The organism is Novosphingobium sp. BL-S-33 (assembly GCF_056857025.1).
Window position 1 is genome coordinate 3,407,318 of record NZ_CM166474.1, and the last position, 21,873, is coordinate 3,429,190.

Genomic DNA, 21,873 nt, shown 5'->3' on the forward strand with positions numbered 1-21,873 from the left:
CGCCCAAACCCAATCGCTTTCACCCGTTGAAGGGCCAACCGATGCACACGCGCCTTCTCAAGACCCTGCTGCGTACCGCTTGCGTGCTCTCGCCGCTCGCCGTGCCGCTGGCGGTTCCGGCCACCGCCCAGTCGGTTGTCCGCCCCGCGCAGGACATCTCGCTTTCGATCGGCAACGGCCAGCTCGTCAACATTCCCGGCGCGATGACCGACGTCTTCGTCGCCAACGACGCGGTGGCCGACGTGCAGGTCAAGTCGCGCAACCAGTTCTACCTGTTCGGCAAGGCCGGCGGCACCACCACGGTCTACGCCAGCAACTCGGCGGGTGCGGTGGTGTGGTCGGCCACGGTACGGGTCGGCTCGAACATCGACAGCGTCGATTCGATGCTGCGTCTGGCGATGCCCGATGCCCGCATCGGTGTTTCGACGATGGGTTCCAGCACGTTCCTGCTCACCGGCACCGTCAAGACGCCGGAAGACGCCGCCGAGGCCGAACGCCTCGTCCAGGCCTATGTCGGCAAGGACGCGAACGTCATCAGCCGCCTGCACATGGCGACGCCGCTTCAGGTCAACCTGCAAGTGCGCATCGCCGAAGTCAGCCGCACGCTGGTCAAGTCGATGCAGAGCAATCTGACCACCATCGACGGCACCGGCGGCTTCCAGTTCGGCATCGGGCAAGGCCGCTCGAACTGGTACCAGCAGTTCGCGCCGAGCGGCCCGCTCGGCATGGGCACCTCAGTCTCCAGGACCCTGGCGGACGGTACGGTGATCCCCGGCAGCAACGTCAACCCCGTCACGACCGGCAGCACGCTCGCCTTCGCCGGCAAGATGCTCGGCCTGAACATCCTTGGCGCGCTCGACGCGGCAGAGACCGTCGGCCTGTCCACCACCCTTGCCCAGCCGAACCTCACCACGCTCTCGGGCGAGAGCGCCGAGTTCCTAGCGGGCGGCGAATATCCGATCCCGATCGCGCAAGGCACCAACAGCACCACGATCACGATCGATTACAAGAAGTACGGCGTCTCGCTCAGCTATTCGCCAACCGTGCTTGCCAATGGCCGCATCTCGATGCGCGTGCGTCCCGAAGTCTCAGAACTGACCAGCGAGGGCGCGGTCCAGCTTAACGGCTTCCAGGTTCCCGCGCTTACGGTGCGTCGCACCGAGACCACGGTGGAACTCGGCTCGGGACAGAGCTTCATGATCGCGGGCCTGCTGAGCAACAACTCGCAGAACACGATCCAGAAGCTGCCCGGCGCGGGCGACCTGCCGATCCTCGGCTCTCTGTTCCGCTCGACCAGCTACAAGCGCGGCGAGACCGAACTGGTGATCGTCGTCACGCCCTATCTCGTCAACCCGACCGATGGCTCGAACATCCAGCTGCCTACCGACGGGTTCAACGCACCGAACGACCTGCAACGCCTGCTTGGCAATATGACCAGCGACGGCGCCAGCAACGACAAGCGCCCCGCTCCGAGCACCGCTCCGCAATCGAACGGCGTACCCGCCGCGCCGGCGGTAGGCGGCGAAGCCCGCGCCGACACCAAAAGCAGCAAGGACGCCGCAGCCTCTGCCGGCGCCAAGCCCGGCTTCAGCCTGAAGTGAGAAAGGTGATACCGATGACCAAGTCCAGCCTCGCTCGCTCCGGCATGCTTTCCCGCCCCGTGTTCAGCAGGGCGATCGCCCTTTCGCTCGGCCTCGCGCTGGCCGGTTGCGGCGGCATGCCCACCAACCGCACGATGTATTCCACACATCAGCCGGTGGTCGAGAAGGTCAACTATTCGCTCGATGTCAGCACCGGCGGCAGCGGCCTTGCCTATGGCGAACAGTCGCGCCTCGTGGACTGGTTCGAAGCCATGGGCGCCCGCTATGGCGATCGCATCTATGTCGAAGATCCCGAAAGCAACCCGACCACGCGCAGCGCGGTCGAGGCGGTGGCCGGGCGCTTCGGCCTGATGCTCAGCGAAGGCTCCCCGGCGACCGAGGGCAACCTTGGCCAGGGCCGCGCCCGCATCGTGCTGGTCCGCTCCAAGGCCACGGTGCCGCATTGCCCGGACTGGTCGTCGAACAGCGACTTCAATCCGAACAACGGCCTGTCGAGCAACTTCGGCTGCGCCGTCAATTCGAACCTCGCCGCGATGGTCGCCAACCCGGAAGACCTTGTCCACGGCGCCACGGGCACGACCGAAGTGGGCGTGCGCAGCACCAAGGCCATAGAGACCTTCCGCAACGCGGCGCCCACGGGCGGCGGCGGCGCCCAGCTGCCCGCCTCTTCGAGCAAGGGAGACTGATCTCGTGAACGCACCCTGGAAATCCGGCGGCCCGAACGGGCGTGACCAGTTCGCCGCTTACGTGTGCGACGAAGCCTCGCTCGACGTGCTTCGCCCGCTGGCCATCGAAATGGGCTGGCAGCCCGAGAAGTGCAACAAGGGCGGCCTGCGCAATGCGGTGCAGTCGCTGGCGATCACCGCCTCACCCAACATCCTGATGGTCGACCTGTCGGAGAGCGGCGATCCGCTCAACGACATCAACGCGCTGGCCGAAGTCTGCGAGCCGGGTACGGTCGTCATCGCGGTGGGCCAGATCAACGATGTGCGCCTCTATCGCGATCTCATCGCCAGCGGCATTCACGACTACCTGCTCAAGCCGCTTCAGGCCGCGCACGTCCGGGATACGCTGGCGCAGGCGCAGGCGGTGTTCACCGCTCCGCGCAGCCACGAGAGCGGCGTGTCCAAGCCGCATGTCTCGACGGCGGTGATCGGCACGCGCGGCGGCGTCGGCGCCTCCACGCTGGCGACTTCGCTCGCCTGGCTGTTCAGCGCCGACAACAAGCTGCCCACCGCACTGCTCGACCTCGACATCCACTTCGGCACTGGCGCACTCGTGCTGGACCTCGAACCGGGACGCGGCCTCACCGACGCGATCGACAACCCCAGCCGCATCGACGGCCTGTTCATCGAGCGCGCGATGATCCGCGCAAACGACAATCTCGCGATCCTCTCGGCCGAAGCGCCGATCAGCTCCCCGCTCATGACCGATGGCTCTGCCTTCCTCCAGCTGGAGGAAGAATTCCGGCAGGCCTTCGAGATGACGGTGATCGATCTGCCTCGCAACATGCTGATCAACTTCCCGCAGTTGCTGGCGGACGTGAACGTGATCGTGCTGGTCACCGAACTGACGCTCGCGTCGGCGCGCGATACGATCCGCATGCTGTCATGGCTCCGCGCCAATTCCCCCCACGCCCGCGTGGTGGTGGTGGCCAACAAGGTCCAGTCGGGGCTGGCCGAGATCAGCAAGGCCGATTTCGAGGCATCGATCGAGACGCGCATCCAGCTTTCGATCCCTTACGACATCAAGGCCGCCTCGCTGGCGGCCAAGCTGGGCCAGACTTTCGCCGACGCCAACCGCTCGTCACGCGCGGGCGGCGCGATCCGCGAACTCTCGCGCATGATCCTCGATGAGGCGGGCGAAGTCGGTGACAAGGGCGCGGCCAAGCCGTCCCTGCTCGGCAAGTTCGACCTCAAGGCGATGATGGGCAAGGCCACGAAAAAGGAAACGGCGGCCTGACGAGCGCGCCCGGGGGCTTTCCCCGGGCAGCCTCGCGGGCCCGGTGAAGGCGGGCAACGGCGATGAATGTAATGCAGCTCCTCCTGGTGGCGGTGGGCCTTACGGCAGTGATCGGGCTCGTCTGGGCCGCGCTTGCCGGCCCCTCGCCCGACAAGGAATCGGCGCGGCGGCTCAAGTCCGTGCGTTTCCGGCATTCGCAAAGCGCGACCGACCGGGTCGAGGCGCAGATGCGCAGGGCCGTGGCCGCACGCAAGCCGCGCGTCCACAAGGTCGCCGGATCGGGCTCGCGGATCGATGCGCTGGTTCTGCGCCTGCACCGCTCGGGCCGGAGCTGGACGCTATCGCAGTATATCTACGTCTCGGTGGGCCTCGGCCTCACCGTCACCTTGCTGATCTTCCTCAAGTCCGGCGCGCTCATGCTGGCGCTGGCCTTCGGGCTCTTCGTCGGCGCGGGCCTGCCCCACTTCGTGCTCAACAAGCTGATCGTGCGGCGCACCAACAGCTTCAACAGCAAGTTTGCCGATGCCATCGAACTGCTCGTGCGCGGCCTGCGTTCGGGCCTGCCGGTGACCGAGACGCTCGGCGTCGTCGCCAAGGAAGTCCCCGGCCCGGTGGGCGAGGAGTTCAAGCTCGTCACTGAACGCATCAAGATTGGCAAGACCATGGAGGACGCCCTCCAGGACACCGCGGATCGTCTTGAAATCCCGGAATTCAACTTCTTCTGCATCACTTTGGCGATCCAGCGCGAGACCGGCGGCAACCTTGCCGAAACGCTCGCCAACCTTGCCGACGTGCTGCGCAAGCGCACCCAGATGAAGCTCAAGATCCGCGCGATGAGTTCGGAATCGAAGGCCTCGGCCTACATCGTCGGCTCGCTGCCCTTCATCGTCTACGGCATGATCTATTGGGTCAACCCGGGCTACGCCGGGAAGTTCTTCATCGACGAGCGCCTGATGGTCGCCGGCATCGGCGGCGGCGTCTGGATGGGCATCGGCGCCTTCGTCATGGCCAAGATGGTCAGCTTCGAAATCTGAGCGGAAGGAACCAGTCACAATGCCCGCTCAACCCGCCGGACCCACGATCCTGGGCTTCGACGTCATCTTCGTCGGCACGCTGCTGGCAATGGTCGGCGCAGCTTCCATGCTGCTGGCGATCTACGCCGCGGTCACTGTGCGCGATCCCATGGCCAAGCGCGTCAAGGCGCTCAATTCGCGCCGCGAAGCGCTGAAAGCCGGGATCATCACCAATACGGCCAAGAAGCGCCAGTCGGTCATCCGCCGCAACGATACCACCGATCGCATCGGCAGCTTCCTCGGCGCGCTCAGCATGCTGCAGGACAGCCAGATCAAGGCGATCCAGCAGAAGCTGGCGCAGGCCGGCATCCGCAACAAGGAATGGGCCGTCGCGGTCGTCTTCGCGCGCATGGTCGCCCCGATCGTGCTCGGCGGCCTTGCCGCGATCGTGATCTACGCGATCAACTACTTCCCCGAATGGGGCGCATTCAAGAGGTTCATGGGCTTCGCGGCGCTGCTGCTGCTGGGCTACAAGGGCCCGGACATCTACATCCAGAACCTCATCAACAAGCGCACCAACCTGATCCGCAAGGGCCTGCCCGACGCGCTCGACCTGCTGGTGATCTGCGCCGAAGCCGGTCTTACCGTAGACGCCGCGTTCGACCGCGTGGCTCGCGAACTGGGCCGCGCCTATCCGGAACTGGGCGACGAGTTCTCGCTCGCCTCGATCGAACTTTCGTTCCTTACCGAACGCCGCCAGGCCTTCGAGAACCTGTCCTATCGCGTGAATCTGGACGCGATGAAGGGCGTGGTGACGACCATGATCCAGACTGAGCGCTACGGTACGCCGCTGGCATCGGCACTGCGCGTGCTCTCGGCCGAATTCCGCAACGAACGCATGATGCGCGCCGAGGAAAAAGCCGCGCGCCTGCCTGCGATCATGACCGTGCCGCTGATCCTGTTCATCCTGCCCACGCTGTTCGTGGTCATTCTCGGCCCGGCGGCCTGTTCGATTGCCGACGCCTTCTCGGGCGGCGATCCGCACCCGCCGCCGAAGTGAGCGCGGCCTCCGCCTGATAAGGAAACGCCCTCCTCGAAATGTCGGTGGAGGGCGTTCTCACATTCGGCAGGGCGCCGATCACGGTGGAGATTTCTGAGGGTCGATAACCGGCAAGGCCGCAGTGGTACGAACGCCCAGTTCGTAAACGGCGTCCCAGCCACGCTGTTCGTCTTGGGAAAAGCGGATGCCAAGCGCCCCCTGACGCGGAGGGCCGTTGCCATGGACGCCGCAACCGTCGGCAAGACAGTCCCACGTCGTTCCGCCATTGCCAACCACGTTGACCGTGACGGTGCCACTGGCGGGCATAAGCGACCCTGCCGTAACGACGGTCTTGTTGCGGAAGGTCATCGGCTTTCGTCTGGCGTGGACGTTTCCTGCCAATATCAATGTGATGCCATTTCCCTTCGCCGGGATCTGCATCCAGGACTTGGCCATTGCAGCATCGCGAGACGTTTCACCCGAGTAGGACGAAGGCACGTCGGTTGCCACGACCCGCGCGATCTTTCCGGCGGCCGTGAGTTCACGCAGTGTGCCCAACATGCGCAGAAAGGCCGTGCTGCCCCGGCCATCCTGCGAGCGGAAATGCCAATGCGGCAGTTCCAGCAAGGCTTGCCTTGCCGCGCTGCCGCCATCGGAATGCATGTAGGTATCGATGGTTGATTGCCCGTCGACCGACAATTCCAGGGCAACGGTAACGGGTCTCCCGGTGGCTGCCGCAAGGCAAACCAGATTGGCGAACGCATCGGGCATTTCGCTTGTGCCGTGCATTTCACCGACGATCACCCAACGCACGTCCTGCCGGAAGAGCTGGTCGGCGCCGGGAACGGGCGTGCAACTTGCGGCAGTCGACGCGGAGAGCATCAAAGCAAGGGCAGCCAGCATGTTACCTCAGACGTTTTTCAGATCTGAAGGCTTTCCTCGGTCAACAAGCCAAGCCCTACAAGTTACCGAATTGTAAACGCTTCATAACGGCGCGGGATTGTTCACTCTCGAATCCGGGCCGCCTAGCGCGCAGACGAAACTGCGAGCTTGAGGCCGAAGCCCACGAACACACCGCCGGTCAGGCGGTCCAGCGTCTTCACTGCGCCGGGTCGCCGCAAGAACCGGCCGAGCGGCGCGGCGGCGGCGATCAGGGCCGCGAACCAGACGACGGTCAGCAGGACATGCAGGCAGGCGAGGAAAAAGGTGTAGCCCGCAACGCCGGTGCTCCCCGATACGGAATGCGGCACGAACTGCGGAAGAAAAGTCACGTAGAACACGCCGACTTTGGGATTGAGCATGTTGGTGAGAAAGCCCTGCAGGAACGCCCCCGTGCCGCGCTTGCCGGTTGGCATATCACCGGCTGCGGCATCCAGCGTCTGGCGCGGCCGCAGCACCAGCTTCGCGCCCAGCCACAGCAGGTAGCCCGCCCCCACGAACTTGACCACGGTATAGGCCAGTTCCGACGCCCGCAGCAGCGCGCCCAACCCCAGCGCGACCGCCCCGCCCCAGATCAGGCAGCCCAGCAGGATGCCCAGCGCCGCGAACACCGCCGCGCGCCGCCCCTCGACCGTGGCCGAGCGCAGCACCATCGCCGTATCGACACCGGGCGTAATCGTCAGAACCGTTGCCGCGACGACGAAGGCAAGAAGCAGGGAGAGACTCGTCATCCCGCCCTATTACAGCACCCGTGCAAACACGCCAGCGTAGCTTCCGCCCTGACCAATCCGTCTCGCAACCTGAAAGCCGGAGCGATGCTCCTGAACATCCGTTCCCCATCACCGCCGGATCGTGGCACTCCCATCGGCGAGCGACAGGAGGTTGCGGGCCGCGCTGCGTTCAGGTGAGTCGTAAGCCCCAAACAGCACCGGATTGAGAACCTGTCGCGCCATTTCGGCCTGCCCTTCGCGGACAAGTTCCCGGCCAAGATCGAGGCGCGGACCGGGCGCAGCGGGTACGCGGCGGATGGCCTCGACCATTCCGCGCATGGCATCTTGCGGGACGGGCTGGCCCGCCCTGGTGAAGCTCAGGAAATAGGCGATCCGAGGCTCGGTGGCCTGATCGTCCAGAGCAATGGCCCGCACCAAGGCGCCGCGCGCCGTGGCGAGACGTTCCGGCCGGTCCGCTTCCGCGCCGGCCATGGCCCGATCTGTCAGGGCCGCACCTTTCCAGGTCAGCGCTTCGGCATCGTCAGGCGCCTTGGCGAGCACGCGCTCTGCCCCGGCGAGGCATTCGTCGGTCTGCCCGCCCCGGCATTCGGCTGCGGCGGCAAAAAGCTGCACATCGGCATCCCCCGGGAACTGCGCCGCCATGTCGCGCACACGCAAAAGCCAACCCTCGGTGCTGCCGCCGGTCGCGAGCCGAGAATCCTGTTCGATCTTCGCTTCGAGCAAAACACCGGCAGCCGGTGACAAGGCCGTTACGAGCGGCTCCGCAACGGGCGGTTGCTGAGCTTCGGCATGGGCATAGGCGATATCGCGATTGCCGCAGGACTGGATCTCGCGCTGCAACGCCTGCATATCCCCGAACACCGCCGACGCATCGGCCTGCGGGATGCCGCGGTGGATATCGGCCATGTAGTGCTCGAACTGCGCGTAGCGCTCCGGCTTCGGCTTGGAGAACACGAAATAATACGTCACCAGCCATGCGCCATAGGGATTCCAGCCCTGCGCCGCATCGGGATCCTGCAGGTATTGCCCCGTCAGGATGTCCGCCACTTTCGGATAGCCATAGGACTTGAACACATCCTTGTAGCCGTCAGGCGGAAGCGCATAGTCGAATTCGCCGCTGTGCTTGACGTCGAGGGTCGAAAACAGCTCGCCCATCCCGTCCAGATACCAGCGCGGATAGGCGGCTGGCAGGTAAGTCAGCAGGAAGTGACGCGCGAAAGCGGCGGAAAGCTGTCCCTCCCACGACCGCGCAATCGGCGGATGCCGGGGGAGATTACCGCAAAATTCAAGCCCGCCGGCAGCCGAGTAGTCTTCGCAATCGCTACCGAAACGGCGGCTGGTGTTGAGGTCGATCATCTGCTCGCTGCGCGGGATGACCAGGACTTCCCCATTCTCACGCGGATCATAGTAGCTGCGGCTGACAAAAGGTGCAGGGAACGGCCCTTGCTGCGACCGCAAGTCACGCAGGCCCAGCGCCTCCATGCGGTCCTGCGAATCCATCAGGACGACCTGCATCTTCATCACATCGCCCGGCTCGGCGCCGTGAAGATAGAGGCGCGCCATCAGGCGGTGCAGCAGTTCGAGATTGCGCGTCACGCGCTTCAGTTCATCGTCGCTGCCCGTGCTGAAGACCACGACATGATCGGCCTCCGCACGCTTCCACGTGCTCTTCGGCTTGTCCTGCTCTTTCCCGGCCTGCCCCTTTACGACGATATCCTTGTTCGCGGCTTGCGCCTGCGCTGGATTCGCCAAAGCGGTGAGCCCAAGGCAAATACAAAGCCCTGCGAAAGAGGCACCAAGCGGTCGCGATACTGTACTCCGCATCATTCTTGCGATGCCGTTCGCACTATTCACCAGTCAACACTCGATCAAAATTGAACCAATCGCCGGTCAACATATTGGATTTTCCGCAAGAAGATAGCGGATACGCCGAACATTACAGCTATTTAAGATCCATTATGATGACTATAGGCATCGTCCGAATTCGTCATCTTACGGTCGCAAACAAGACGCGAAACGTATCGGTGCACCCCGCTTCATCCAGCTTGCCGTGGCCGCCGGAAAAACGCCGGCGATCCAGCATGCTGCGCAAACAGCCTGTCGATAACTTGAATTTCCACTTGCCAGCCGTGAAAACTGGCGGCAAAGGGCGCTCCACCCCAGCAAGAGCAGGGGTCCGGAAGAAGGCTCCCAGGCCCGATCCGCGGAAATGATTGGGGCCTTAGCTCAGCTGGGAGAGCGCCTGCATGGCATGCAGGAGGTCAGCGGTTCGATCCCGCTAGGCTCCACCATTTCCCTTCTTGCCGAAGCGGCATTTTCCATACAAATCAGATAGATCAGGCCGGTGTCTCGACCAGTTCTGCGATCTCGAATACGTAGCTTTTCCAGCCGCGCATACGGCTCGCCTCTTCGGTGGCCGCGCGCTTGCGCTTCGCATCGGCGAGCGAGCGCTCGTGGCCCCAGAACACCTCTGTCTTGCCGTTTTCCAGTTCCGCGACGATCCGCCAGTAATGGGTAAAAGGATCTGCCGTGGGCCCGATGGTCTTCACATAACCATCGGGCATCGTCGCGGTAAGGTAGCGTTTGCGGCGCCGGGCCATACAGCTCAGCCCTGCGCGTCGAGCACCCTGCCCGCCACCGCATCGAGCCGGGCCACGAGCACAGAATCGCGCGCTTCGGGCGCAGTCACCAGCGCATGCTCAAGGGCGTGGTCGATGGGGCTATGCGGGCGCTCGAGCGGCAACGTGGCGGCGAGAAGGCGCAGCGACTGCCGCGCGACGCGGGCATTGGCGTGCATGACTTCAAGCACGTGGCTGACTTCGACGCCCGCCTCGTCCTCGCGCCACGCGTCGTAATCAGTGACCATGCCGAGCATCGCATAAGGCAGCTCCGCTTCGCGTGCGAGGCGCGCTTCGGGCATTCCGGTCATGCCAATCACCTCCGCACCCCACGCGCGATACATGACGCTTTCGGCACGGGTGGAGAACTGCGGGCCCTCGATGGCGACGTAGCAGCCGGAGGGATGGACCGTGGCACCGGCCAGCCGCGCCGCCTCTCCCGCCAGCGCCGAAAGGCGCGGGCAGGTGGGATCGGCAAGGCTCACATGGGCCACCATACCGGTGCCGAAGAAGCTGCTTTCGCGGCCGTGGGTGCGGTCGATGAACTGGTCGACCATGACCATGTGCCCCGGCGCCATTTCTTCGCGCAGAGAGCCGATGGCGGACAGCGCCAGCACGTCGGTCACGCCGCAGCGGGCCAGCACGTCGATATTGGCACGATAGTTGACGGCAGACGGCGGAATCGCGTGCCCTGCCCCGTGGCGGGCGATGAACGTGAAGCGCACGCCCTCGATCCGGCCGGTCACGACCGGCCCGGACGGTTCGCCAAATGCGCTGGAAACCGCGATCTCCTGTGCGTCCTCCAGTTCTATGCCGGCGGCGAGGCCCGATCCGCCGATGACGCCGATGTGCCAGAAACTGCTTTTTTCAGCGCGCAAGGATACCTGCCATGATGATGTCGATAGTGTGCTCGCGATAGCGGTCGCGCAGTTCCTCGGTCAATGTGTCCTGACCGAAACAATGCTTGAGAACCAGCCGCGCCGAGAAGAACCGGTCCACCGCGCCCGTTACCGTGAAGTAGAAAAGCTGCGGATCGATCTCGCGGAACACCCCGGCCCGCACGCCATTGCCGATCAGTTCCTCGTAAGCGCGGTAGATCGGCGAGAGGTAGCTGTCGGCAATGCGGCGTGCCTCGGCATCGTCGCTTTCGCGCACCATGCGCATGGTCAGGCGATTGAGGTAAGGCACCTCGTAGAAAGTATCGACCACCTTCCAGAGATGGCGGCGCAGCTTGGCCTCGGGCGACCAGCCATCCTTCGCCAGCAGCGCATCGACGCTGGTGACGATGGCCTGCCAGTCCCGGTCCAGCAGGGCCTTGAGCAGCCCTGCCTTGTTACCGAAATAGTACTTCACCAGCGCCGAATTGAGGCCCGAGCGCAAGCTCAGCTCGGACAGCGAGATGTCGATCACGTCGCCGTCGCGCATGATCAGGCTCGCCGTTTCGAGCAATTGCGCCCGCGCGCCGGGCGGCGGCGTGTTGACTTCGGTGGTGGACCGGGTCTGCGCCATGGCCGCGCCCTCCGGCGCCCTTACTTCGGGCCCAGGCGGATGGCGCCGTCGAGGCGGACGGATTCGCCGTTGAGGTAATCATGCTCGACCATGAACAGCGCGAGCTTGGCGTATTCCTCCGCCTTGCCGAGGCGCTTGGGGAACGGCACCATGGCGGCGAGCGCGTCCTGCACCTGCTGCGGCATGCCCGCCATCATCGGCGTTTCGAAAATGCCCGGCAGGATGGTGTTGACGCGAATGCCATCGTTCATGAGATCGCGCGCCACCGGCAGGGTCATCGCCAGCACGCCGCCCTTCGAGGCGCCATAGGCGGCCTGCCCGATCTGTCCGTCCTGCGCCGCGACCGAGGCGGTGTTGACGATCGCGCCGCGCGCGCCGAATTCATCCACCGGATCGAGCGTGACCATGCCTGCAGCCGACTTGCTGATGCAGCGGAACGTGCCGACAAGGTTGATCGCGATCACTTTCTCGAACACGGCCATGTCATGCGCGCGCGGTTCGCCGGTCTCGCGGTTCTTGCCCACGGTCTTGGAAGCCGGTGCGATACCGGCGCAATTGACGAGGATACGCTCCTGCCCGTTGGCGGCACGGGCCTTGGCAAAACCGGCATCGACGCTGGCATCGTCGGTCACGTCGACCTTGCAGAACACGCCGCCGATCTCTGCGGCGATCGCTTCGCCCGCTGCCTCGTTGAGATCGAAAAGCGCCACTTTCACGCCCTTGGCCGCAAGCGCGCGTGCCGTGGCCGCGCCAAGGCCAGAGGCCGCACCGGTGACTACGGCGGCCATGCTGCTGTCCAGAATCATCGCATTCTCCCGTTCCACGAAGCCGCGCGCCCTTCCGGATCGTTCGGAAGGGTACACGACGATTTAATCGGCCGGTTAAGCAGCCTTCGTGGACAGGTCAATCACCGCGCGCGAAAACCCGCCCCAGCGACGTAGAACGCGGCGCGAAACGGGCGCCCCGCGAAATCACTGGGCCGGAGTGAGACCGCGCTGGACCTGCGATTGTTCGATATTCGAACGGTTGATCTGGCGCTGCTCGGCCCATTGGCTCTTGGTCATGCAGACTTTCTTGACCTTCAGCAGCGAGCCGATTTCCTGCTGGCGCTGGCAGATGACCGGATCGTTGGCGTCGATGGCCGAGACCGGCTTGGCCGCCCCAGGCGCAGCCGGGGCAGCAGCAGGGGTTGCGGCCGGAATGGCGGCCTGAGCCGGTGCGGGGGCTATTGCCGGATCGGCGGCGAAAGCAGGGCCTGCCATCAGCAGCGAGGCAGCGATCAGAACTGTGGTACGCGTATACATCGGATTCTCCCAGGCATCGGCCTCCGGCCCTGATGCCTCATCTCTATGAAGTGAGGTTATTCCGCGTCGGGCCGCTGTTCAAGCGGGTTGAGCGCGCGCCACGTCGAAGGCCACTGTCATGCGCTCGCCCGAGGGAAAAGGCCGGGTGCCATGCCACATCCACGACGGAAACAGCACCAGCCGCCCCGGACGCGGCGCCACCGTAAGGCGCGGCGCCAGTTCGATGCCGAGCGCCGCCGGGGCGCCGCCGAGATCGAGATGGCCCTGTCCGTCCGCAAGCCCTTCGGGAACCGTGATATAGAGTGCGGAACTGATCCAGCCCTGCGGATGGTGATGCGCCGTGTGAAAACCGGCTCCCGCCAGCCGGACCGACCAGCTTCCGGCAAAGCGCGGCCGCGCCGGGCGCGGCTGCGAGAGCATCGGATGCCCCGCATCCGGCGCAGGCAGGCTTTGGGCGAACCGGGCGACCTCGCGCCGCAATACGTCGCGCAGGCGGGCAACTTCCGGCTCGATCCGCGCAAGCAGCGCGCCGTCGGTCTGCGTGCCCCCGCGCACCGACTGATCGAGGAAACGGCCCGACCGGCCGTGCAATCGGCCGAGGAAAGCCCGCAGGTCGGCGAGGCCGATCTCCTCCGGGTCGAGATCGATCACCCGGCAGAGACCCTGCTGCCCGTCCAGCCATTCGGAGCGCGGATCGCCGGTCAGGCGCCAAGCCAGCGCGGCATAGGGCCACATGCCTTCGGCACCGGGCGCCGTCAGCCAGGGTTCGATGGCCTCCGCCGCCTCGGAATGTCGGCCGGTGCGTAGCAGATGCCGCACCCACCAGACCGCATGGCCCTGATCGGTCGAATTGCCGAGCGCGGCGAACTGCGCCGCCGCCTCTTGGCTCCGCCCCAGCTCGTCGAGTGCCGCCGCGCGGGCCAGCTGGAACCGCGTGAGCGGTCCGTGGGCCGCGAGTGCCCGGTCGGCCACGGTCAGCGCCGGACCGAAATGCTCGCCTGCCAGCAGGAGATCGACCGCCAGCCCGCGCAGGGCATCGCTCTGCGGGAAGCGGGCGAGTGCCGCCTCGATCGTCGCCAATGCGCGCATGCCCTGCCCCATCAGCGTGGCGAGCTGTGCGAATTGCCGGTGCCCCTCCATCCAACCGGGATTGGCGGCCAGCATCGCTTCCAGTTCCGAAAGGCCCCGCGCGCCCTCTCCTTCGGCATAACGAGCGGAGGCAAGGCCAAGCCGGATCTCCGCCTTGGCGGGCGCGAGGCGGGTGACCTGCTCGAACTGGGCCGATGCCGACAGGCCCGCCTCCAGCCGCAGATGGGCGAGCGCATGGACCATCCCGGCGTTGGCGGGATCGTGCCGCAAGCCCTGCTCCAGCGCCGCAATCGCCTCGTCGCGCCGGTCCAGCGCGCGGCGCAGCATCGCGGTCCAGTGCAGGAGCGCCGGATCCGGAGCATGGCTGCGCAGATAGCGCGAGAGCCGTTCCTCGGCTTCCTCCTCGCGGCCCTGCGCCAGCGCCTGACCGGCCAGTTCGGCCAGCGTTTCCGGATCGTCCCTATCTGCCGCCATTGCCTTTGCCATGTGTCAGGTGTGCCTGTCGGAAGCGATGGTCGCCGCCACGGCTTCGCGCTCCGGCCCCGAGAGACCGGGATGCCAGACGTCGAAAATCAGCACCACGCGCAGCAGGTCGCTGGGGTTCATCGCCTCATGCTCGATGGTGTCGTCGAATGCGAAAGCCTCACCCTCGCGCCATTCGCGCGTCTCGGCACCCACCCGGAACCAGCAGCCCGGCGGCACCACCAGCGGCAGGTGACAAACCAAGCGCGTATTGTCGACACCGACATGGGCCGGAATCGTCGTGCGCGGCGCCAGCAGCGAGAACATGGCATTGGGCGAGGCGCCGGGCACTTGCGGCTGCGGCAGGCGCGCAAGGATTTCCAGAGTGCGGGGCGCCTGCGCGGCATTGCGCTCCACCACTTGCCCCCGTTTCAGCAAATGGATCGCCGTCCAGTCCTTGCTGTGGTTGAGCGGCCGCCACTGCTCCAGCGGCTGGCGCTCGTCGTACTGGACATAAGGCTCCAGTTCCGCGCGCTCGGAATGGATCAGCGCACGCATCTCCTCGCGGATCACATCGAAACCGGCTTCCACTTCGGCAAGCCACGGCGTCGTATGGCGCGGATGGAACTCGCGCTCGACCAGTCCCGGATAGTGAAAATGGGTCGGCGTCGAATGATAGACGCGCGTCTTGTGCAGGATATTGTCGCGAAACCGGGCCAGCCGCCAGGCCATGTCGTCGTCCGTGACATCGTTCCGGGGCGCCTCGGCGCCGGCATCCGCATGCGCCAGCGCCGCCGTTCCGGCTTCGGCCAGACGCGCCTCGCGCTCGGCCTGCCATGCCGCATGGAATGCCTCGCCCGCAGCCAGCGCGGCAGCGAGCGGAGCCGGCAGCGCCGCATCCTCCGGCTTTTGGGCGATCGCGATGCCCCACGCCTCTCCGGCGTCCGGATCGTCGAGCCGTTCGAGCAGTCCCGCCCGCATGACCAGCGCCATGAAATCGAGCGGCACCAGTTCCAGCGCTCTGTGCACCGCATCGAGAGCGCGGCGCGGCTGGCGCAAGGCCCGACGCAGTCCGCCCAGCCGCAGCCATTGCACAAACGCCTCGGAACCGGTGAACGCCCCTGCTTCCGCTTTGGCATCCGCCGTCAGCAGTGTTTCGAGTTGCTCTGCCGCCTCAGGCAAGCGTCCTGCTCCGACAAGGCGATCAATTTCCGCGAGTGGCGATACCCCTGAATTCATTACCCGCCCCCGGTTCAGGTCAGTTCAACGGCGGGTCGAGCCCGATGGCTCGTCCCATGGCGGCACCCGATCATCGTCGAGCGCATAGCCAAAGCCCTTGACCCAGGGCTTCAGCGTCGGAAAAACGGATGCGAGATGGCGCTCGTAACGGCGCCAGCGCCCCGCCGCGCGCGTGTAGACCGCCTCGGTCACTTGCGCATAGCTGGCGGTTCGGACGACACCGCGCGCTCTTGCCGCGTCGCGGTGGTCGAAGTCCTCGCTCTGCCACGGCAGGCCCAGCCAGTTAAACAGCGGCTCCAGCTCGCGCGCCTGATCGGCAACGAGGCGCTCGTAGACCACGGTGCGTACGGACATGTCGAAGATCGCGCGCGCCTTGGTCCAGTACGCGAAGCTCATGTCGTAGAACTCCGCCGCCGTATCGAGGGCGAGGAAGTTGCTCATCGCCGGATTGGTGCGGAAATTGGTGATGAAACAGCTCAGCAGCACATCGCAAGGGTGGCGCAGCGCCAGCACGAACTTCGCATCCGGGAACAGCCGGAGGATCATCGGAACCTGATTGAGATGCAGCGGGTGCTTGTCGATCACCATTGTTTCGGGGCCGAGCGGACCGAACCCAGCGACGCGTTCGAAATAGCGCGCGCGCGCCGCGCGGATGGCGGCCTCGTCAAGGCCGGGCAGCACTTCCATGCCGCCGAGTTCGTGCTCGATCTGGCCGATGATATCCTCTTCCTCCAGCACCAGCGTATCGGGCGCGGTCATAAGCATGGTATCGAGCAGCGTCGTGCCCGAACGCGGGAAGCCCAGCAGGAATACTGGCGCCGGGCGATCGGAGGACGGCGAGGCGCTCCATCCGGCCGCCCACTCGGGCGTCAGCAGCGCGCTGTCGCGCGCCACGGCCTCACGGTGGAGACGCGCCAGCACCCCCGGCTGCGAGGGTTGCTCAAGGTTGATGGCGTTCATTTCGGCAAACGCGGCGAATGCCTCGTCCGGCCGCCCCATGCGATCGAAGAGAATGCCGCGAAGCTGAGCAACGCGGTCGGACTGGACGACCTCGGTCGACAGCTCGAGTGCGGCGAAAGCGTCCTCGAAACGCTCCGCGCGCTTGAAGCGAAGCGCGTCGATATAGGCCCGCGAGGGATCGTCCACACCGGCCGCCGCTGCGCGTTCCGTCAGAGCATCGAGTTCGGCCTCGCGATTGGCGCGTTCATAGACGGCCGCCAGTCCGACAAAGGAGGGGCCGAGCGCCGGCTCAATGGCAAGCGAAGCCTCAAGCCGTGCCTCGGCCAGATCAAAATGGCCCTGCCGCGCGGCTTCCGTCCCATAGTCCGACTGAAGGCCCGCATTGTCCGGCGCGCGGTGCGCAGCCTCTGCAAGCGCTTCGTAGTACCGGTCCAGCAGTCCGACTTCGCGGTAATAATTCGCCAGCGTCAGCATCGGCACATGGTCGTCGGGAAAATCGCGTGCCGCATCGCGCAGGACCTGCTCGCCTTCCTCCCCCCGGCCAGTCCCGAAGAGAGCCGTGCCGAGATTTACGCGGATCGGCGGGGCGTCCGGCGCCAGTTTCGCCGCGCGCTGCAACAGCTTCACGGCTTCCTCGCCCTCGCCCATTTGGCGCAGCGCATTGCCGAGATTGTTGAGCAGCGACCAGTCGTCCGGCCGCTTGGCCAGAACATGGCGGTAAAGCCGGCTCGCCAGCGGGAAATCCTCCGCCTCCTGAGCGAGATGCGCTGCCATGCCCGCCAACCGCAAACTGGGCTCCGCAAGCGCCGCCGCCTCGTCGCACAAGGCCAGCGCCTGCGTGTTGCGTCCGAGATGAAGATAGGATTCCACAAGGTTCGTGCGCACGACCAGGTCCTGCGGTCGCATGGTATGCGCGCGTTCCAGATAGGTCGCGGCGCGATCGTATTGCCGGCGATGGAACTCCACGGCCCCGCCCAGCGCTGCCAGCGTGGCATCCTGCGGGTGCACTGCCGTGGCCGATGCCGCCATGACCGCAGCCTCGTCAAGGCGCCCGATGCGGGCCAGCCCGGCGATCTGGTTCAGCTGTTCCGAAGGCGTGCTGGAAGTCATCGTGAAGTCCGAATTTCCGGGCGCCACAGGGCGCCGTAAACAGAGGCGGCGGCCCTCCCAGGGGAAGACCGCCGCCAGAAACTAACCGTTCAGAAGAGCGATTAGAAGTTCATCGTGATGCCGGTGAACACGTAACGACCCAGTGCGTCGTACGTACCCGGATAGGTGTTGCCGCTGCAGACCGTGCTTGCGCAACCGATCGAAGTAACCAGCGGCGGGTCCTTGTCGAACAGGTTGGTCGCACCCAGACGCCAGGTCAGGTGATCGCCCAGAGCCGCCGTCAAGGTCAGGTCGAAGTAGTCCTGCGACTTGATCTTGGTATCGAGCGAGTTCTGCTGCTGCGGACGCGAGTCCTGCAGTGTGCTCGACGGGTTGGCGAACTCGGTGGTGACACCCGAGAGGTGACGCCACTGGACCGACAGGCCGAGGCCATTGGCCATGGTGAACGACGTACGGACCTTATGGCGCCACTTGGGCAGCGGAGTGCCGCAAGTCGGGCCGTAGTAACCGGCACAGTTGTACTCGGCGGTCAGGCCGTTATCGACGGTGTAGTGGTTGAGGTAGGTACCCACGAAGTTCAGCGACAGACGACCGGCACCGCCGATTTCGGTGGTGTAGTTGCCGTTGAACTCGAAGCCACGGGTCTTCACGCTACCGACGTTGTGGTAGATGTCTTCCACATAGCCGTCCGAGCTGAGCCACAGCGAGCCGGCCGGGTTACGATGGATGAGCGAGCAGGCATCAGCCGTACCGTCCGAGTCCTCGCAGGCTGCCAGGATGGCGTCTGCGCCGAACTGCTGGATGGCATCCTTCACCTTGATGTCGAACCAGTCGACGCTGCCGGTCAGCCCCGGAATCCAGTGCGGCGCAAGCACCACGCCCAGAGTCTTGGTGGTGGACTTTTCCGGGTTCAGATCGGGGTTGCCGCCGATCAGGCCGTTGTACTGGCTCGCCGGGTTGAGCGTCGTACCGCCAGAGACGCCCTGCGCCGCACAAGCCGGCGACACCGTGTCCGTGCCGGCGCAAGGATCGGTCGTGCCATCAAGCGCGATGATCTGCGGCGAGAACAGCTCCTGGATGTTCGGCACGCGAACGGCGCGGTTGTAACCGGCACGCAGACGGATGTCCGAGATCGGAGCGAGTTCCAGGCCCAGCTTGTAGGTGTTGGTGTTGAAGGTGCGGCCGTTCGAGATGCTGTAGTGCGAATAGCGGTAGCCGCCATTGAACGACAGACTCTGCACGAAGCCGTCCTGAATCAGCGGAACCTCGATTTCGCCGAACAGTTCGCTCACCTTGTAGCTACCGTCGGTGTCGAGCGTGGGCGCGCCCTGACCGGTCAGGTCGCCGGTGGAGAAGGCTTCGTCAGTCCGCAGTTCCAGCGAGTCACGGCGGTATTCGGCACCGATCGCGACGTTTACGCCATCCGACGCCAGCGGCGACTTGATGCCGTATTCACCCAGCAGGCCAGTGAAGGTAGCGCTGGCGACCTGCTGTGATGTCTGGCCCTTCATAAAGCCGGTGGCCGACAGGTAGTCGAGCGCAGCCTGCGAAATGTTACCGCTGAACACGTCATACGGTGCGCAGCGCGACGCCGGGTCGCTCAGACTGACGCGGCAGACCGGCTGGCCGTTGGGACCGGTCACCACGTCAAGCGCGTTGGCAAGGCGCGAGGCCGAGAACTCGTTCGAGTAGACCTGCGAGTAGTTGGTCCGGCCATACTGATAGTAGGCATCGTACGACCATGCCTTGTCCAGTTCGCCGCGCGACCCGATGACCGTGCGGAACGCGGTATGCTGGAGGTCGCTCTGGCGAGCACCACCCTGCACGTTACGCTGCAGGAGCTGCATGTAAGCCTTGTTATATGGCGCTCCGCCAACAACCGAGCTTGGGAATTCAAGCGGCGCCGCACCCGGCGTCGGATTGAACGGTGCGCCGGAAGCCACAGGGAAGTTTCCGATGTATCCGGTAATCAGGTTGCTCTGCTGGCAGATCACATCGCGCTGGGCAGCAGACATCAGCGGATTATCGCAATTAATCGTCAGCGTGTTGCCGAAGTCACCCGAAGGCGCGATCTGCGCGACAGTACGGTCATCCATGAACATGAATTCCATGTACGGATGAATTGCGTTGCTGATCTCGTAGTCGGTAAAGACGCCAGCGGTGTAGCGCTCGTCCGGACGCTGATAATGGTTCAGCGGCGCAAAATTGTAGATGTTGTGCGGGCCCACCTCGATCGTGCCGGCACCAACTGCGCCGGCACCCAGCGCGCCGAAGGTCGACGACGTGGCGTTCCCCTTATCGAAGATAAGCACGTTGGCTGGGTTGGAGATGGCCGAACCGCCGCAGCTCAGAACGCCCTTCGAGTTCGCACTGATAGAGCACGACGAATAGTCACGCCGGCCCTGCAGAACGGGGGTGGCGCGGCGATAGCCGACATAGGCAGTGGCGTGGCCACGGCCGTCATCAAAGCTAGTACCGAACGCAATAGTGGCGTCGTACTGGCCGCCATCGGCATTGTTACCAGTGGGGTAGTTGTAGGCAGGATCCCCGGCCTTCTGGTTCAGGATGTCCTGGGCCAAATCATTGCCGTTGCTGTGCGTATAGAGGCCGTAGTTGGCGTCGATACGGAAACCTTCGAAGTCGGTATCCATCTGGAAGTTGACAACGCCGGCCACAGCGTCCGCACCGTAAGTCGCCGAAGCGCCGCCGGTCAGAACGTCAACACGCTTCACCAGCGCGGCGGGGATGAAGTTAAGGTCAGCAGCCGAAGTGGTGCTGTTCGGGTCACCGGTCATCAGACGGCGGCCGTTGATCAGCACCAGCGTACGCGACGGCCCGAGGCCGCGAAGGTCAACCGTGGCCGTACCGGTGGCACCGTTGGACAGGTTCGAGCTCTGGCCCGCAGTCACCTGCGGCAGCGAGTTCAGCAGGTCTTCCGCGCGGGTGGTGCCCGACAGCTGGAAGTCCTGCGAAGTCACCGTGGTGATCGGCGCGATCGAGGTCTGGTTCGGCGACGCGATGCGCGAACCGGTGACGACGATCGGCGCGTTGGACTCCGGCGCCGTATCCGCAGCCGCGGCGTCCTGCGCCTGAACGGCGGTGCTGAACAGCGCGAAGCCCAGCACCATGGGTGCTGCACCTGCCTTCAGCGCGGTGAGAGTTGTTGTTTTCACTGGTGTGTGTCCCTTTGCTAAGGCGCGGCGTGACCCTTGCGCCTTGAAGTCTCCGGTGTGCGAAATCCGATCAACGACATTTCGCGCACCGGAAGATGGTGCAATTCATTGCGCAAAGACTGCAAAGCGCAAAGGGCCTTGCGTCTTGCGAGCAACATTCTCGAAACCTTGTGGCATATGCGCAACATTTTGGCACAAACGCGCGACAAATGGCGCAATGCCGTTAGCGACGTCAAGCTCAGAGCAGTGATATTGCCGCAACGTTGCAAAATTCAAACACCCCACAGAAGACAGTTTATTGCGCCCAATTGTGCAATCGCGGCCATCTATTGCGGCGCAGCCAAGCAGACTTGCCGAAGCGCGATCTACGTTGCTAACTTTGCCGCAGCCACGCCAATCATGGCGGCAAACAGGGGAACACGATGAGCGGCCCAAGAAGCACAGCCCTGAAATCCATCCTGGCCCTTGCACTGCTCCCCCCCCTGTTCGCCCCCATCGCCGCGTCAGCCGCCAAAAAGGCGGAAGAGGCACCTCCGCCGCCCGAACTTTTCCAGCACCTTCTGGATTGCCGCACGATCACCGATGGCCCCGCGCGCCTGACCTGCTTCGATCGCCAGTCCGCTGCGCTGGACGACGCCATGCGCAAGAAGGAAATCGTGGTCGCCGACAAGCAGGCAGTACAACGCGCCAAGCGCGGCCTGTTCGGCTTTGCCGCCCCGGTCGCCAAGCTGATGGGCTTCGGCGGGAGCGAGGATGACGCGAACGAGATCAAGGAAGTGTCGACGACGGTAGAAAGCGCCCGTCACAACGCCAACGGCTGGGTCGTGACTCTCGCCGACGGCAGCACATGGGAACAGAACGACACGCGAGACTTCGTTCTGTCACCCAAGCCCGGCAATGAGGTCCGCATCACGCGCGGTGCGCTCGGAACGTACTTCGTGGCGATTCATGGACAAGCGGCCGTAAAAATGCGGCGCGTGCAATAAACCCGCGACATAGTCGCAGGACCCCGCCCACGTAACAGAATTGCGTAAACGCGCTTCGCCCGCGGAATTTTCGCCACATCCAGTGTGCGAACTCGATCACAACGTTGCCGGAAGAATGGTAAATATAGCGGAAATGCG

Annotated in this window: 19 protein-coding genes and 1 tRNA gene; 8 read left to right on the forward strand and 12 right to left on the reverse strand. The window is 64.8% G+C overall.

Annotated features, from left to right (window positions below):
* Positions 1–41: 41 nt before the first annotated feature.
* The 5 genes from AC1VVM_RS15745 (at position 42) to AC1VVM_RS15765 (ending at position 5,636) form a co-directional block, all read left to right on the forward strand.
* A complete protein-coding gene (locus AC1VVM_RS15745) occupies positions 42–1,601 on the forward strand; it encodes a type II and III secretion system protein family protein (protein WP_482904571.1) in 1,560 nt (519 codons plus the stop codon).
* Between the two features lie 14 nt (positions 1,602–1,615).
* On the forward strand, positions 1,616–2,287 hold the full coding sequence (locus AC1VVM_RS15750; protein ID WP_482955468.1) for a CpaD family pilus assembly protein: 672 nt from the start codon (positions 1,616–1,618) through the stop codon (positions 2,285–2,287).
* Between the two features lie 4 nt (positions 2,288–2,291).
* A complete protein-coding gene (locus AC1VVM_RS15755; RefSeq protein WP_482904573.1) occupies positions 2,292–3,563 on the forward strand; it encodes a CpaE/TadZ family protein in 1,272 nt (423 codons plus the stop codon).
* Positions 3,564–3,625: 62 nt separating this feature from the next.
* Positions 3,626–4,597 (forward strand): type II secretion system F family protein, encoded by a 972-nt coding sequence (locus tag AC1VVM_RS15760; RefSeq protein WP_482904574.1) that lies wholly within the window; start codon positions 3,626–3,628, stop codon positions 4,595–4,597.
* A gap of 19 nt (positions 4,598–4,616) precedes the next feature.
* Positions 4,617–5,636, forward strand: a complete 1,020-nt coding sequence (locus AC1VVM_RS15765) for a type II secretion system F family protein (RefSeq protein ID WP_482904575.1) — start codon at positions 4,617–4,619, stop codon at positions 5,634–5,636.
* A gap of 78 nt (positions 5,637–5,714) precedes the next feature.
* Here the strand turns inward: AC1VVM_RS15765 and AC1VVM_RS15770 are convergent, their stop codons facing one another.
* From AC1VVM_RS15770 to AC1VVM_RS15780, 3 genes are all read right to left on the reverse strand, one after another.
* On the reverse strand, positions 5,715–6,518 hold the full coding sequence (locus AC1VVM_RS15770; protein WP_482955469.1) for a hypothetical protein: 804 nt from the start codon (positions 6,516–6,518) through the stop codon (positions 5,715–5,717).
* A 122-nt stretch (positions 6,519–6,640) separates the two neighbouring features.
* Positions 6,641–7,285 carry a LysE family translocator gene (locus tag AC1VVM_RS15775; protein ID WP_482904577.1) on the reverse strand — a complete coding sequence of 215 codons (645 nt, stop codon included), beginning with the start codon at positions 7,283–7,285 and terminating at the stop codon, positions 6,641–6,643.
* A gap of 108 nt (positions 7,286–7,393) precedes the next feature.
* Complete coding sequence (locus AC1VVM_RS15780; RefSeq protein ID WP_482955470.1) at positions 7,394–9,037, reverse strand: hypothetical protein; 1,644 nt, start codon at positions 9,035–9,037, stop codon at positions 7,394–7,396.
* A gap of 463 nt (positions 9,038–9,500) precedes the next feature.
* On the opposite strand from AC1VVM_RS15780, the gene AC1VVM_RS15785 reads away from it, so the two are divergent.
* A tRNA-Ala gene (locus tag AC1VVM_RS15785) sits at positions 9,501–9,576 on the forward strand.
* Positions 9,577–9,621: 45 nt separating this feature from the next.
* On the opposite strand, the gene AC1VVM_RS15790 is transcribed toward AC1VVM_RS15785, so the two are convergent.
* The 9 genes from AC1VVM_RS15790 to AC1VVM_RS15830 all read right to left on the reverse strand — a co-directional run bounded on the left by AC1VVM_RS15790 (position 9,622) and on the right by AC1VVM_RS15830 (position 20,749).
* Positions 9,622–9,885, reverse strand: coding sequence for a hypothetical protein (locus tag AC1VVM_RS15790; RefSeq protein ID WP_482955471.1), 264 nt, complete (start codon positions 9,883–9,885; stop codon positions 9,622–9,624).
* Between the two features lie 5 nt (positions 9,886–9,890).
* Positions 9,891–10,781: an S-methyl-5'-thioadenosine phosphorylase gene (gene mtnP / locus AC1VVM_RS15795; RefSeq protein ID WP_482955472.1), complete on the reverse strand. Its 891-nt coding sequence runs from the start codon at positions 10,779–10,781 to the stop codon at positions 9,891–9,893.
* Entirely contained in the window at positions 10,771–11,412 is a 642-nt protein-coding gene (locus tag AC1VVM_RS15800) for a TetR family transcriptional regulator (protein ID WP_132386520.1), read from the reverse strand. Before AC1VVM_RS15800 ends, mtnP begins: the two co-directional genes overlap by 11 nt.
* Positions 11,413–11,432: 20 nt before the next feature.
* Complete coding sequence (locus AC1VVM_RS15805) at positions 11,433–12,218, reverse strand: SDR family oxidoreductase (RefSeq protein WP_132386522.1); 786 nt, start codon at positions 12,216–12,218, stop codon at positions 11,433–11,435.
* Positions 12,219–12,383: 165 nt separating this feature from the next.
* The gene (locus tag AC1VVM_RS15810) at positions 12,384–12,716 is read right to left on the reverse strand and encodes a hypothetical protein (protein WP_482904582.1); all 333 of its coding nucleotides are present in this window, start codon (positions 12,714–12,716) and stop codon (positions 12,384–12,386) included.
* Positions 12,717–12,794: 78 nt separating this feature from the next.
* Entirely contained in the window at positions 12,795–14,279 is a 1,485-nt protein-coding gene (locus tag AC1VVM_RS15815; protein WP_482955473.1) for a 2OG-Fe(II) oxygenase family protein, read from the reverse strand.
* A gap of 15 nt (positions 14,280–14,294) precedes the next feature.
* On the reverse strand, positions 14,295–15,449 hold the full coding sequence (locus AC1VVM_RS15820) for an aspartyl/asparaginyl beta-hydroxylase domain-containing protein (RefSeq protein WP_482904584.1): 1,155 nt from the start codon (positions 15,447–15,449) through the stop codon (positions 14,295–14,297).
* Positions 15,450–15,530: 81 nt separating this feature from the next.
* The gene (locus AC1VVM_RS15825) at positions 15,531–17,576 is read right to left on the reverse strand and encodes a tetratricopeptide repeat-containing sulfotransferase family protein (protein ID WP_482955474.1); all 2,046 of its coding nucleotides are present in this window, start codon (positions 17,574–17,576) and stop codon (positions 15,531–15,533) included.
* Positions 17,577–17,677: 101 nt separating this feature from the next.
* Positions 17,678–20,749, reverse strand: a complete 3,072-nt coding sequence (locus AC1VVM_RS15830) for a TonB-dependent receptor domain-containing protein (RefSeq protein WP_482955475.1) — start codon at positions 20,747–20,749, stop codon at positions 17,678–17,680.
* A 36-nt stretch (positions 20,750–20,785) separates the two neighbouring features.
* Between AC1VVM_RS15830 and AC1VVM_RS15835 the strand changes: the two genes are divergently transcribed.
* Positions 20,786–21,175, forward strand: a complete 390-nt coding sequence (locus AC1VVM_RS15835; RefSeq protein ID WP_482955476.1) for a hypothetical protein — start codon at positions 20,786–20,788, stop codon at positions 21,173–21,175.
* Positions 21,172–21,735, forward strand: a complete 564-nt coding sequence (locus AC1VVM_RS15840) for a hypothetical protein (protein WP_482955477.1) — start codon at positions 21,172–21,174, stop codon at positions 21,733–21,735. The genes AC1VVM_RS15835 and AC1VVM_RS15840 overlap by 4 nt, the downstream gene beginning before the upstream one ends.
* Positions 21,736–21,873 lie beyond the last annotated feature (138 nt).

Bases quoted from the DNA above. Each gene is read 5' to 3' on its own strand.
- AC1VVM_RS15775 (WP_482904577.1), bottom strand. From the start codon at position 7,285: ATGACGAGTCTCTCCCTGCTTCTTGCCTTCGTCGTCGCGGCAACGGTT.
- AC1VVM_RS15815 (WP_482955473.1), bottom strand. From the start codon at position 14,279: ATGGCGGCAGATAGGGACGATCCGGAAACGCTGGCCGAACTGGCCGGT.
- AC1VVM_RS15810 (WP_482904582.1), bottom strand. From the start codon at position 12,716: ATGTATACGCGTACCACAGTTCTGATCGCTGCCTCGCTGCTGATGGCA.
- AC1VVM_RS15745 (WP_482904571.1), top strand. From the start codon at position 42: ATGCACACGCGCCTTCTCAAGACCCTGCTGCGTACCGCTTGCGTGCTC.
- AC1VVM_RS15770 (WP_482955469.1), bottom strand. From the start codon at position 6,518: ATGCTGGCTGCCCTTGCTTTGATGCTCTCCGCGTCGACTGCCGCAAGT.
- AC1VVM_RS15800 (WP_132386520.1), bottom strand. From the start codon at position 11,412: ATGGCGCAGACCCGGTCCACCACCGAAGTCAACACGCCGCCGCCCGGC.
- AC1VVM_RS15840 (WP_482955477.1), top strand. From the start codon at position 21,172: ATGAGCGGCCCAAGAAGCACAGCCCTGAAATCCATCCTGGCCCTTGCA.
- AC1VVM_RS15825 (WP_482955474.1), bottom strand. From the start codon at position 17,576: ATGACTTCCAGCACGCCTTCGGAACAGCTGAACCAGATCGCCGGGCTG.
- AC1VVM_RS15750 (WP_482955468.1), top strand. From the start codon at position 1,616: ATGACCAAGTCCAGCCTCGCTCGCTCCGGCATGCTTTCCCGCCCCGTG.
- AC1VVM_RS15805 (WP_132386522.1), bottom strand. From the start codon at position 12,218: ATGATTCTGGACAGCAGCATGGCCGCCGTAGTCACCGGTGCGGCCTCT.
- AC1VVM_RS15790 (WP_482955471.1), bottom strand. From the start codon at position 9,885: ATGGCCCGGCGCCGCAAACGCTACCTTACCGCGACGATGCCCGATGGT.
- AC1VVM_RS15760 (WP_482904574.1), top strand. From the start codon at position 3,626: ATGAATGTAATGCAGCTCCTCCTGGTGGCGGTGGGCCTTACGGCAGTG.
- AC1VVM_RS15765 (WP_482904575.1), top strand. From the start codon at position 4,617: ATGCCCGCTCAACCCGCCGGACCCACGATCCTGGGCTTCGACGTCATC.